This window comes from Mameliella sp. AT18 (genome assembly GCF_028807275.1).
GTDB classification, from domain to species: Bacteria; Pseudomonadota; Alphaproteobacteria; order Rhodobacterales; family Rhodobacteraceae; genus Antarctobacter; species Antarctobacter albus.
The window spans coordinates 1-11,759 of the sequence record NZ_JARAMO010000015.1; the positions used below are offsets into that span (position 1 = coordinate 1).

Genomic DNA, 11,759 nt, shown 5'->3' on the forward strand with positions numbered 1-11,759 from the left:
TGGTGGACCACTTTCAGGGGGCTACTCCAAAGGCGCTACGCCTACCGCGTGTTCGATCTCCGTTGGCATGGATATCGTTCGGAACGCGATTTTGGGTTTTGGCGAGGTTCGCAGGCATGCCATTGAAACATAACAGGAAAACGGGACCGAACCGGAACGGACGAGGTTCGCCCAAACTGAGACTGAGGGCCATTCTGAGCCCAGCTTCGGCCAGGCGGCGCGTCTATGAGGTTCGGCCAGTTCACGCAAACCGCTTTGATAAAACGGAAAAATCCTTGCCCGTCGCGGCGGTGTCAATGGCTCGCAATGGGGAAATGGCGGAGAGACAGGGATTCGAACCCTGGGTCCCCGTGAAGGGACAACGGTTTTCGAGACCGCCCCGTTCGACCGCTCCGGCACCTCTCCGCGGGGGTCTGGGTAGAGGGGCGTTTAGACAATTCCCCAGCGGGGCGCAACAGCCAAATCACAAGTTTTTCCGATGCCGGTGAAAGAGCACGGGGATGTCGTGATTGTGACGGCGTCAACCCGCCCGCATCGCGCGCAACAGTTGTTGTGGACGCGCCTCTGCTCTACCACTGAAAGGGCTCAGACCCGCGCGAGGACAGAATGACCACAACCGCCCCGATTTCGAATGCCCTGACGGCCCGGCGAACGATCCCGGCGCTGCTGGCGTGGCTCACCTGCCTCTGTCTGGCGTTGCCACTGCGGGCCGAGCCGATCGACGAACTGGCCGAGTCGCTGCAGATCGATGCCATGATCGAGGTCATGCGCGTCGAGGGCATGGCCTATGGTGCGGAGCTGGCCGAAGAGATGATCCCCGGCGGCAGCAATTCTGCCTGGCAGGAGTTGCTGGACCAGATTTATGACGCGGAAAAGATGCGCACGATTGTCCGCCAGGGCTTTGCCGAGGCCATCGAGGATAGCGACCCGGCGCCGCTGATCGCTTTCTTCTCGTCCGACCTGGGGCAGAAGATCATCACGCTGGAACTGGAAGCGCGGCGCGCCATGATCGATGATGCGGTCGAAGAGGCCGCGCGCCAGGCCTATCTCGAGATCAAGGGCAGTGAAGATCCGCGCCTGGACCAGCTGCGCCGCTTCGTCGATGTCAACGACCTGCTTGAAACCAACGTGACCGGCGCGCTGAATGCCTCGTTCCGCTTCTACTCGGGACTGGTCGACGGGGGCGGCCTGCAATTGGCCGAGGGCGATATCCTGGCCGATGTCTGGAGCCAGGAGGAAGAGACCCGCGAGGACACGCGCGAATGGCTGTTCGCCTACCTTCTGCTCGCCTATGAACCGCTGGAGGACGAGGAACTGGAAGCCTACATTGCCCTGTCCGAAACCACACAGGGGAAGGCGCTGAACCGCGCGCTCTTTGCCGGGTTCAACGCGATGTACGACGAGATTTCCTATGCGCTGGGGCTGGCCGCCTCGCGGCAGATGCAGCAGCAGGATCTCTGAGGCCGGCAGACGCAACAATGCCTTGACAACCACGGGCTTTGCGGACCATAAGCCGCGCACGACAGGACGGGGCTTTTGGCCCCGCCTTTTGTTTTTGTTCAACGATCGTCCGCAAGGACGCGCAGTTCGAGGCGGGGCAGGGCCCCGGAAACTCCGGATGACGGGGCCACAGAACGCGGCAGAAAAGGAAAGACGCACCATGTTCGCGGTGATGAAAACCGGCGGCAAACAGTACAAGGTCCAGTCGGGCGATACGCTCCGGGTGGAAAAGCTGGCCGCAGACGCGGGTGAAACCGTGCAGTTCAACGACATCCTGATGCTGGGTGGCGACACCACCGTCGTCGGCGCGCCCTTCGTGGCCGGCGCCGCCGTGCAGGCCGAGGTCATCGACCAGGTCAAGGGTGACAAGCTGATCCACTTCGTAAAGCGCCGCCGCAAGCACAGCTCGCAGCGCACCAAGGGCCACCGCCAGCAACTGACGCTGGTCCGCGTGACCGAGATCCTCGCCGAAGGCGCGGACGCCACGGGCGTCAAGGCGGCCCTGGGCGCCGGTTCGGCCCCGAAGGCAGCAGCCCCGACCGCAGCCCCCAAGGCAGCCGCAGCCCCCGCAGCGGTTGAATCCGGCGACGACCTGACCCAGATCACTGGTGTGGGCCCCGCAGCCGCCAAGAAACTGGCCGAGGCCGGTATCACCACTTTCGCCCAGCTGGCGACCGTGGACCCCGAAACCTTCGAGGCCACCAAGGTCAAGCCCGAGTGGGTCGAACAGGCCAAGACCCTGGCCTGAGTCAGTTAAGGAGAGAAACGAATGGCACATAAAAAAGCAGGCGGTTCCTCCCGCAACGGTCGCGACTCTGCCGGACGCCGTCTTGGCGTCAAGCTGTACGGCGGTCAGGCCGCGATCCCGGGCAACATCATCGTGCGTCAGCGCGGCACCAAGTTCTGGCCGGGCGAAGGCGTGGGCATGGGCAAGGATCACACCATCTTTGCAACCGCCGAAGGCGCCGTGACCTTCCGCAAGGGCCTCAAGGGCCGCACCTTCATTTCGGTCCTGCCGGTGGCGGAAGCCGCGGAATAACGCCGAGATCAGTGTCACGGAAACGGACAGGGGATCGGCGGCACCGCCGGTCCCCTTCGCTGTTTTCGGGTGACTGTTCCCCAGGCCCGGTGACGGGTCCCCGGATCGGCCATGCCAATGACAAATTGATCTGCCATCAACCCGGCAGAGCCGATCCCGTCCACTGCACGAGAGGAGAGTGCACATGGGCCTTGATGCAACTCACGACCAGCCCGTCGTCAGGACCGACCGGTTCGATCTGCGCCCCGTGCGCCGGTCCGATATCGGGCTGATGGAGCTTTACACCGGCGACGAACGCGTCGCCCGGATGACGACCTCCATCCCGCACCCGCTGCCGCCGGGCGCGGCAGAGGCCTTTGTCACCCGTGTCACCGCGCCCGACCGGCAAGAGGACGTCTGGGCGATGGATGCCACCAAGGTGGGCGGTTCCGAGCTCATGGGCGTGATCGCGCTGGAGCGGATGGATCGCAATCAGTCCGAGGTCGGCTACTGGGTGGCGCCTGCCTTCTGGAACACGGGCCTTGCATCGGAGGCCGTCCGCGCCCTTGTCGAAGCCAACCCGATGGGCAATGCGACGATGTTCGCCAGCGTTTTCCAGGACAATGCCGCTTCGGCACGGGTGCTGGTGAATTGCGGATTCGAATACATCGGCGATGCCGAAGCCTATTCCGTGGCCCGCCAGGCCAAGGTCCCAACCTGGACATATATCTGCAAGCTGGCCTGAGGCGTTGCGCAAGGCCTGCTTGAGCGCCGGGGGAAACCCCGGTAAACCGCCGCCTGTCTCACGCCGAAAGCCCCAATCATGAAATTCCTCGATCTCTGCAAGGTCTACATCCGCTCCGGTTCCGGCGGGAACGGCTGTGTCAGTTTCCGCCGCGAAAAATTCATCGAGTACGGCGGGCCGGACGGAGGCGACGGCGGCCGCGGCGGCTCTGTCTGGGCCGAGGCGGTAGACGGGCTGAACACGCTCATCGACTTCCGCTATCAGCAGCATTGGTTTGCCCAGAACGGTCAGGCTGGCAAGGGGCAGAACCGTACCGGTGCCGATGGCGACGACATCTTGCTGCGGGTGCCCGTGGGCACCGAGATCCTCGAAGAGGACGAGGAAACCGTCGTGGCCGACCTGACCGAACTGGGTCAGCGGGTGCAACTGGCAAAGGGCGGGAACGGCGGCTGGGGCAACCTGCGCTTCAAGACCGCCACCAACCAGGCACCGCGCAATGCCAACCCCGGCCAGGACGGGGTGGAACGGACCCTCTGGCTGCGGCTGAAACTGATCGCGGACGTGGGTCTGCTGGGTCTGCCCAATGCCGGCAAAAGCACCTTTCTGGCGGCAACGTCCAATGCCCGGCCAAAGATCGCGGATTACCCGTTTACCACGCTGCACCCGAACCTCGGCGTGGTCTCTGTCGACAACACGGAATTTGTCGTGGCCGACATTCCCGGCCTGATCGAGGGCGCGCACGAGGGCCGGGGGCTTGGCGACATCTTTCTGGGCCATGTCGAACGGTCGGCGGTTCTGTTGCATCTTGTCGATGGCACATCGGGGAGCCTGATCGAGGATTACAAGACCATCTGCAACGAGCTGGATGCCTATGGCGCTGGCCTGTCCGACAAGCCCCGCGTGACCGTCCTGAACAAGATCGACGCGCTGGATGCCGAGGAACGCGAATTCCTCAAGGAGGAACTCGAGGCAGTAGGGGCCGAAAACGTCATGCTCATGTCCGGGGCCTCTGGCGAGGGCGTGACCGAGGTTCTGCGCGCTCTGCGTCCGCATGTCGAGGCCCGCCGCGTGGCGGACCGTCCCGCGGACCCCGAGGAGGACGGGACATGGCAGCCCTGACCGAGGCGCGCCGGGTTGTCATAAAAATCGGCTCGGCCCTGCTGGTGGATCGCAACACAGGCGATCTGCGCCGCAGCTGGCTGGATGCCATTGCCGAGGACATCGCCGCCCTGAAGGCGCGCGGTGCCGACGTGGTGCTGGTGTCGTCCGGGTCGATTGCGTTGGGGCGGGGCATCCTGCAGCTGCCACCCACGGTTCTGCCCCTCGAACAGTCGCAGGCCGCTGCCGCCGTGGGCCAGATCCACCTGGCCCGCGCCTGGCAAGAGGCGTTGGCGCCGCACGGGCTGACCACGGCTCAGGTGCTGGTGACGCTGGAAGATAGCGCCGACCGCCGCCGCTACTTGAACTCGCGGGCGACCCTGGAAACCCTGTTGGGGTTCGGCGCCGTGCCCATCGTGAATGAAAACGACACGGTGGCCACGGATGAGATCCGCTATGGCGACAATGACCGGCTGGCGGCACAGGTAGCCGTGACCGTGGGTGCCGACCTGCTGGTGCTGCTGTCGGATGTGGACGGGCTTTATACCGGCAATCCGAACAGCGATCCGGACGCACAACGGCTTGAAACCGTGTCGGAAATCACGCCCGAGATCGAGGCGATGGCGGGTGACGCCGGCTCTGGCCTGTCCAAGGGTGGCATGAAGACCAAGGTGATGGCGGCCAAGACGGCGACCGCCTCGGGCTGTGCCATGATCATCATGCATGGCGCCGAACTGCATCCGCTGCAACGCCTGACCGATGGCGCGCCCTCGACCCTGTTCACCCCGCATCTCGACCCGCACGCGGCGCGCAAACGCTGGATCGCGGCGATGAAACCGCAGGGCACGCTGCGCGTCGACGAGGGCGCGGCGCAGGCGCTGGCCTCTGGCAAGTCGCTGTTGCCCGCCGGGTTGCGCGCGGTCGAAGGCGATTTCGGACGCGGCGAGCCGGTGACAATCCGGACGCTGAACGGCCTGACCCTGGGGCAGGGGCTGACACGCTACACCGCCTCCGAGGCACGGGCCATCGCCGGTCACCACAGCCGCGACATTGAGGGCATCCTGGGCTATCCAGGCCGCGCCGTGCTGATCCACCGCGATGACATGGCGGTGTGACGGGTTTCTTTGACCCGTGCCGCCGATCTCACTACTAAAGACGCAGACACTTCTGGCCAGAGGGTTCTTCCCATGAAAGATCTCGAGAACATTCCCGCCCTGATGCAGGACATCGGTGAAAAGGCGCGTGCCGCCGCTGCGGAGCTGGCCTTTGCCCCAGCCGAGGCCAAGCGCAAGGCGTTGGAGATCGCGGCGGACAAGCTGTGGGAGGCGCGTGCGCAGGTGATCGAGGCCAACGCCCGCGATCTCGATTTCGGTGCCGAGAAAGGTCTCAGCAAGGCCATGATGGACCGGCTGATGCTGGATGAGGCGCGCATCCAGGGGATCTGTGACAGCCTGCGGTCCGTCGCGGCGCAGGACGATCCCGTGGGCAAGGTCATCGAGGAATGGGACCGCCCTACCGGCCTTCATATCCAGCGGGTGCGCACGCCGCTTGGCGTCGTCGGCGTAATCTATGAATCGCGGCCCAACGTGACGGCGGATGCCGGCGCGCTCTGCCTCAAGGCGGGCAACGCGGTGATCCTGCGCGGCGGGTCCGAGAGCTTTCATTCCTCGGGCGCGATCCATGCCTGCCTGGTCGAGGGGCTGCGCGCCGCCGGTCTGCCGGACGCCGCAATCCAGCTGGTGCCGACGCGTGACCGTGCGGCTGTCAGCGAGATGTTGAAGATGACCGATTACATCGACGTGATCGTGCCGCGCGGCGGCAAGGGGCTGGTCGGGCTGGTGCAGCGCGAGGCGCGGGTCCCGGTCTTTGCCCACCTCGAGGGGATCGTGCACATTTACATCGACAAGGAGGCCGATCCGGTCAAGGCGCTGTCGGTCGTGCGCAATGCCAAGACCCGACGCACCGGTATCTGTGGTGCCGCCGAATGCCTGCTGATCCACCGCGACGTGGCCGAGACCATTGGCCAGGGCGTGATCCGCGCCCTGCTGGAGGCTGGGGTGGAAGTGCGAGCCGATGCAAACCTGCAGACCATCCCGGGCACCGTTCCGGCCGGGGCCGAGGACTGGGGCCAGGAATACCTCGACAGCATCATCGCCGCGCGGGTCGTCGAGGACATCGACGAGGCCATCGCCCATATCCGCAAGTACGGATCGAACCACACCGACGCTATCCTGACCGAGGATGACGCGGCAGCAGCGCGTTTCTTTGAACGGCTCGATTCGGCGATCCTGATGCGCAATGCCTCGACCCAGTTCGCCGATGGCGGAGAGTTCGGCATGGGCGCGGAGATCGGCATTGCCACCGGCAAGATGCACGCGCGCGGCCCGGTGGGGGCCGAGCAGCTGACCAGCTTCAAGTACCTGGTGACCGGGGATGGGACGGTGCGGGCCTGAGGCCCGCACCTGCGCAACTGGTCAGGCGATCTTGATCGTGATGGAATCGTCGGCCGGGGTGGCATAGATCTTCTGCCCCGCCGCCTCTGCCTGGATCGGCAAGAGCACGAAATGCACACGGTCGGCGCCCGGCCAGTCGGAAGGCGCATTGCCATTCAGGTGATCCCAGTGCCGGGGGTCCGCGGCGATGCGCGGTCCGGTGGCCTGCAAGGTCCAGCCCGCCGCGTCGCGATCGACACGCAGCGTACCCCCATGCGGCAGCGCGCTTTCGCAGCAGAGATAGGCGAGGAAGGCCAGTTGCACCTGGATCCGGGGCAGGTCCTCCTGCGGGGTCCAGTCCACCTGCAGCTTGCCGCCCTTGCCCAGGGCCGTCAGGGTGGACGCGATCTCTCGCCGGCCCATCATCTGTTGTTCACCGGCCTGGCCAAAGGCGACACGAAAGAAGCGGATGCGCGCCGCCGCGCTTTCGCAACTGTCCTGGATCAGCGCCATTTCCGGGCTCAGGTCGGTTGGCCCCGCAAGGGCGATCAGCTCCAGCCCGTTCTGGATGGCGCCGATGGGACTGATAAGATCGTGGCACAGCCGCGAACCGACCAGGGCTGCGAGGTGGGCGTGGGACTGGGACATGGCAATCTCCGATCTGGAGGATACAGGAATGAAAGAACTCAACTCGTTACTCGAACCGGGAATGCTGGTGAGGCATCCCGAACAGCCCGACTGGGGCACAGGGCAGGTGCAATCCAACATCGGGGGCCGGATCACCGTCAACTTTCGGGAACAGGGCAAGGTCGTGCTGGACAGTGCCCGGGTCTCGCTGCTCCCCGTTCATGATGGTTAACCTAGTCGCCCACAGGTTGATGAATGGTTAACCAAGGTTAGGTCGTGACCGCAAGCGTTGCACTTGCTGGCCCGCTTGCCTATGACCGACCGGCAGGTCCGACCGCAGCGCTTGGGAGAGATGACAGTGACAGAGGCCTTCTCGGTCCGGCTGGCGAAAGATGCCGAGGATATCGCCGCGGCACAGCGCCTGCGCTACGATGTCTTCGTGACGGAACTGGGCGGCGACGGAGCGCTGGTCGACCACGAGGCGCGGCTGGAACGCGACCGGTTCGATCCCTTCTTCGATCATCTCCTTGTCTGCGATGACAGCAAGGGCGGTGCCGTGGTTGGTGTCTATCGCCTGTTGCGTGATGATCAGGCCGCCGTGGCCGGACAATTCTATTCCGAGGACGAATACGATCTGACCGCCCTCAGGACCAGCGGCCGCCGCCTGCTGGAGTTGGGCCGCTCTTGCCTGCATCGCGATTACCGGGGTGGGGCCGCTATGTTCCACCTCTGGCAGGGATTGGCGGGTTACGTCCTCGACCACGGGATCGAGGTTCTCTTTGGTGTTGCCAGTTTCCACGGGACGGACGTGGACAATCTGGCCGAGCCGCTCTCTCTCTTGCATCACCGTCACCTGGCGCCGCCCGAGCTGCGCCCGAGGGCGCGTGCGTTCCAGTCGATGAACCTGCTGGCAGAGGACCAGATCGATCGCCGCCGCGCCATGTTGCAGGTGCCGGCGCTGATCAAGGCCTACCTGCGGCTGGGAGGATGCGTGGGCGAGGGCGCCTTTGTCGATCAATCCTTCAACACCGTGGATGTCTGCCTGGTGATGGACACCGCGCGGATGACAGATCGCCAGCGCGCGCTCTACACCCAGGAACGCGCCACGTGAGGCGGCCATGAGCCAGACCTGGAACGGCGCCGAGGAGCCGGACTGGCCCCTGATCGACGCCCGTGGCTGGCTGCGCATCGCCTGGCGCGCACCGCTCATGGCGCTGGTGATCTTCGGGTGCCTGGCACTGCTCTTGCTGGTGCGGCTGGTCGAAAGGCCGCTGTGCGGGACCGGGCGTCCCGTGACGCCGCATATCACCCGTTTTGTCTGTCGCACTGTCCTGCTGATCATGGGATTACCGGTCGAGATGCGCGGGCAGCGCATGAAGGGGCCGGGCGCCATCGTGGCCAACCACACGTCCTGGCTTGATATTTTCGTGCTGAACAGCCGCAAGACGATCTATTTCGTCTCAAAGGCCGAGGTGGCGGCATGGCCCGGGATCGGCTGGCTGGCGCGGGCGACGGGCACGCTGTTCATCAATCGCGACCGCCGAGAAGCGCAGGCGCAGACGCAGGCATTCGAGGACCGGTTGCTGAACGGGCACCGGCTGCTGTTCTTTCCAGAGGGCACTTCGACCGACGGGCTGCGGGTGCTGCCCTTCAAGACGACGCTGTTCGCGGCCTTCTTTTCGGAACGCCTGCATCATCGCTTGCAGGTGCAGCCGGTGAGCGTGGTCTATCATCCGCCGCAGGGGGCGCATCCCCGGTTCTATGGCTGGTGGGGCGACATGGATTTCGGGGCCTCGCTGCTCCGCATTCTAGCGGCACCGCGACAGGGCCGCGTGGTGCTGAACTACCATCCCCCGGTCCGAGTGGACGATTTCGCCAACCGCAAGAGCCTCGCGCATGCGCTGGAGATCCGGGTCCGCGAGGGGCACACGGCGGAACTGGGGCCTGTAGCGCCGGAGTTGCTTGGCAGAGAGTAACACGGTCTCGGGGGACGTTCGGGACTCGGTCCCTTTCAGGGACCATCGCCCGCCCGCCACCCCTCGATCTGGGCCGTCGTTCTGCGGATGGCGGTCAGGGCTCCCGGGCTCTCCTGGACACAGATCCTGAGGGCGTCAATCGGGACGTGTCAGCCGCGCATGGCGTCGCGCAGGGACTGCAGGGCGGCCAGCGGATCTTCCTCGCGCCAGATTTCTTCGCCGATGGCAAAGAAATCCGTGACCGGGGCAAGACTGCGGACAAGTTCGGGCGTCAAGCCGCCTTCGGCAACGACGGGGACCTCGATCATCTCGGTCCACCATGCGAAGAGCTCGTGCTCGGCCACTTCGCCATCGCCCAATGCGCCCGAGACCGGGCCGAAGGCGACGTAATCGGCGCCGTGTTCGGCGGCGGTCATGCCGTCATGGCGCGACTGGTGGCACCAGGCGCCGACGATGGCATCCGGGCCGAGGGTCTTGCGCGCCGTGCGCACCGACCGGGCCCCGTCGACAAGGTGGACGCCGTCGAGGCCAAGCCGGTCGGCCAGCATGACATGGGTGTCGATCACCAAAGCCACGTCGACCCGGTGCGCGACCTCGCGCACGGCATCCGCGGCGCGCATCAACCGGTCCTCGTCGCGGGTGGCCAGGCTCAGGCGCAGGCAGGCGGTCTCGACCTCGCCCAGCACGCGGGCCAGCCGGTCGGGAAATGTGCCCAGGTCGAACTCTGGCGGCGTGACCAGGTAGATCTGCGGGGCATCGGGATCTTGGGTCGTCATGGTGCTCTCCTGAACCGAAGGTCCTCATAACGCGGCTTTGCAGCCATTGCACCCGGGTTTTTCACCTCTCGCCAAGGCTTGCCCCCGGCGCGGAGGGGCATTACCCCTCCGCCGATCCGACGGAGAGAGCGACATGGCGACAGGCACCCCCCAACCGGCATTCGTGCTGGTGCGGCCCCAGATGGGCGAGAACATCGGCGCGGCGGCGCGGGCAATGTGGAATTTCGGCCTGGACCGGATGCGGATCGTCGATCCGCGCGACGGCTGGCCCAATTCCAAGGCGGTGGCCATGTCGAGCGGCGCCGGGCGCCTGCTGGACGAGGCGCAGCTGTCAGAGGATGTGCCGGGGGCGATCGGGGATTGTTCCTTCGTGCTGGCCACCACGGCCCGGCCCCGTGACCTGACCAAGACGATCTGGACCCCCGAGGCGGCGATGGCCGAATGCGCGCGCCGAATCGCGGGCGGCGAGAAAGTGGCGGTGATTTTTGGCCCGGAACGCGCGGGGCTGGAAAACGAGGACATCGCTCCCTGCAACGGCATCATCTCGGTGCCGGTGAACCCCGAGTTTGCCTCGCTGAACCTTGCGCAATGCGTCCTGCTCTGTGCCTACGAATGGCGCCGGGCGAGCGCGGAGATGCCCGAAGTCGCAGAGTCCCTGGCCGGAACGGAACTGGCCCTGCAGCACGAAGTCGATCACCTGGCGCGCCACTACGAGGACCGGATGGAAGAGGCGGGGTTCTTCTTTCCGGCCCACAAGGCCGAGAGCATGAAGGTCAACCTGCGCAACATGTGGTCACGCCTGCCGCTGACCCGGGCCGAGGTGCAGATGCTGCACGGGATGATGCGCCAGGTGGTGCGCTGGAGAAACAAGAAAGCGGACTGATCCGTGGGGGATCAGTCCGCCAGAAGGCCGGGCCGGCCAGGGAGGACAACCGGCGCCGGGATGGGCCGCGGTCAGTAGTTGCCGCCGCCCGAGTAACCGCCGGAATAGCCACCCGAGTAGCCCTTCTTCTTGGGCGGCGTGTAGGTATTCTTCGGCGCGGTATAGGTGTTTTTCGGCGGGGTATAGGTGCAGGCGTAGTTCAGGATGTAGTCGCCATGCACCCAGTAGTACTGGCCCTGGTACTGGATCTGCACCCAGCCGTATTGCGTGTCATAGGTGTCAAGCGCGGTGCAGGGGCTGAAGGTGCCCACGACCGGGTAGTTCTGGCCCGGTCCGGTGCGGTAGTTCAGGTGGTTCTGGCCGACCCAGGCCTGCCCGGCCGAAGCGGCAGAGGCGGCGAGCGTTGCGGCGGCGACGGCAGCGGAGATGAGGAAGGTCTTCATGGGATAGGTCCTTTGGGGTCTATATTCTTCTGGCAAGAGCCGGTGATCGGATATTCGTTAACCTGTGGACCCAAGATAAACCTTGCCCGCCCGGGCCATAAGTCAGGCATTCCTGACCGCCTTGCCGGCTTGGTCCGGACGCCCGTTGTCCCCGTAAACGAAAAGGACCGATCCGCGAGGGGATCGGTCCTAGGGAGGGGCGCCGGTCCGGGAGGAGGAGACCGACGCCAAGGGGAGGAAGGGATCAGTAGTTGTAGTAGT

Annotated in this window: 14 protein-coding genes and 1 tRNA gene; 11 read left to right on the forward strand and 4 right to left on the reverse strand. The window is 65.3% G+C overall.

Annotation, left to right across the window (positions count from 1 at the left end; all coding sequences use genetic code 11):
• Window positions 1–315 precede the first annotated feature (315 nt).
• Window positions 316–405, reverse strand: a tRNA-Ser gene (locus PVW46_RS01570).
• 201 nt (window positions 406–606) lie between these two features.
• Here PVW46_RS01570 and PVW46_RS01575 point away from each other — a divergent pair.
• The 7 genes from PVW46_RS01575 to PVW46_RS01605 all read left to right on the forward strand — a co-directional run bounded on the left by PVW46_RS01575 (window position 607) and on the right by PVW46_RS01605 (window position 6,814).
• On the forward strand, window positions 607–1,461 hold the full coding sequence (locus PVW46_RS01575) for a DUF2059 domain-containing protein (RefSeq protein ID WP_069208921.1): 855 nt from the start codon (window positions 607–609) through the stop codon (window positions 1,459–1,461).
• 199 nt (window positions 1,462–1,660) lie between these two features.
• Window positions 1,661–2,248, forward strand: coding sequence for a 50S ribosomal protein L21 (locus PVW46_RS01580; protein WP_069208920.1), 588 nt, complete (start codon window positions 1,661–1,663; stop codon window positions 2,246–2,248).
• Window positions 2,249–2,269: 21 nt separating this feature from the next.
• On the forward strand, window positions 2,270–2,539 hold the full coding sequence (gene rpmA, locus PVW46_RS01585) for a 50S ribosomal protein L27 (protein ID WP_043138588.1): 270 nt from the start codon (window positions 2,270–2,272) through the stop codon (window positions 2,537–2,539).
• A 184-nt stretch (window positions 2,540–2,723) separates the two neighbouring features.
• Window positions 2,724–3,263: a GNAT family N-acetyltransferase gene (locus PVW46_RS01590; RefSeq protein ID WP_069208919.1), complete on the forward strand. Its 540-nt coding sequence runs from the start codon at window positions 2,724–2,726 to the stop codon at window positions 3,261–3,263.
• 78 nt (window positions 3,264–3,341) lie between these two features.
• Window positions 3,342–4,382: a GTPase ObgE gene (obgE, locus tag PVW46_RS01595; RefSeq protein ID WP_069208918.1), complete on the forward strand. Its 1,041-nt coding sequence runs from the start codon at window positions 3,342–3,344 to the stop codon at window positions 4,380–4,382.
• The gene (gene proB, locus PVW46_RS01600; protein WP_069208917.1) at window positions 4,370–5,476 is read left to right on the forward strand and encodes a glutamate 5-kinase; all 1,107 of its coding nucleotides are present in this window, start codon (window positions 4,370–4,372) and stop codon (window positions 5,474–5,476) included. Before obgE ends, proB begins: the two co-directional genes overlap by 13 nt.
• Window positions 5,477–5,548: 72 nt before the next feature.
• A complete protein-coding gene (locus PVW46_RS01605; RefSeq protein ID WP_069208916.1) occupies window positions 5,549–6,814 on the forward strand; it encodes a glutamate-5-semialdehyde dehydrogenase in 1,266 nt (421 codons plus the stop codon).
• Window positions 6,815–6,835: 21 nt separating this feature from the next.
• Here the strand turns inward: PVW46_RS01605 and PVW46_RS01610 are convergent, their stop codons facing one another.
• Window positions 6,836–7,441: a histidine phosphotransferase family protein gene (locus PVW46_RS01610; protein ID WP_043138604.1), complete on the reverse strand. Its 606-nt coding sequence runs from the start codon at window positions 7,439–7,441 to the stop codon at window positions 6,836–6,838.
• 28 nt (window positions 7,442–7,469) lie between these two features.
• Between PVW46_RS01610 and PVW46_RS01615 the strand changes: the two genes are divergently transcribed.
• The 3 genes from PVW46_RS01615 to olsA all read left to right on the forward strand — a co-directional run bounded on the left by PVW46_RS01615 (window position 7,470) and on the right by olsA (window position 9,396).
• Window positions 7,470–7,652, forward strand: a complete 183-nt coding sequence (locus tag PVW46_RS01615) for a DUF3553 domain-containing protein (protein ID WP_043138605.1) — start codon at window positions 7,470–7,472, stop codon at window positions 7,650–7,652.
• A 120-nt stretch (window positions 7,653–7,772) separates the two neighbouring features.
• Complete coding sequence (gene olsB, locus PVW46_RS01620) at window positions 7,773–8,531, forward strand: L-ornithine N(alpha)-acyltransferase (protein ID WP_069208926.1); 759 nt, start codon at window positions 7,773–7,775, stop codon at window positions 8,529–8,531.
• Between the two features lie 7 nt (window positions 8,532–8,538).
• Window positions 8,539–9,396, forward strand: coding sequence for a lyso-ornithine lipid O-acyltransferase (gene olsA / locus PVW46_RS01625; protein WP_069208915.1), 858 nt, complete (start codon window positions 8,539–8,541; stop codon window positions 9,394–9,396).
• A gap of 149 nt (window positions 9,397–9,545) precedes the next feature.
• On the opposite strand, the gene PVW46_RS01630 is transcribed toward olsA, so the two are convergent.
• Window positions 9,546–10,172, reverse strand: coding sequence for a thiamine phosphate synthase (locus tag PVW46_RS01630; protein ID WP_069208914.1), 627 nt, complete (start codon window positions 10,170–10,172; stop codon window positions 9,546–9,548).
• A gap of 133 nt (window positions 10,173–10,305) precedes the next feature.
• Between PVW46_RS01630 and PVW46_RS01635 the strand changes: the two genes are divergently transcribed.
• Window positions 10,306–11,055 carry an RNA methyltransferase gene (locus PVW46_RS01635; protein ID WP_043138612.1) on the forward strand — a complete coding sequence of 250 codons (750 nt, stop codon included), beginning with the start codon at window positions 10,306–10,308 and terminating at the stop codon, window positions 11,053–11,055.
• Window positions 11,056–11,126: 71 nt separating this feature from the next.
• Here the strand turns inward: PVW46_RS01635 and PVW46_RS01640 are convergent, their stop codons facing one another.
• Window positions 11,127–11,498, reverse strand: a complete 372-nt coding sequence (locus PVW46_RS01640) for an SH3 domain-containing protein (protein WP_043138614.1) — start codon at window positions 11,496–11,498, stop codon at window positions 11,127–11,129.
• Between the last annotated feature and the right edge of the window lie 261 nt (window positions 11,499–11,759).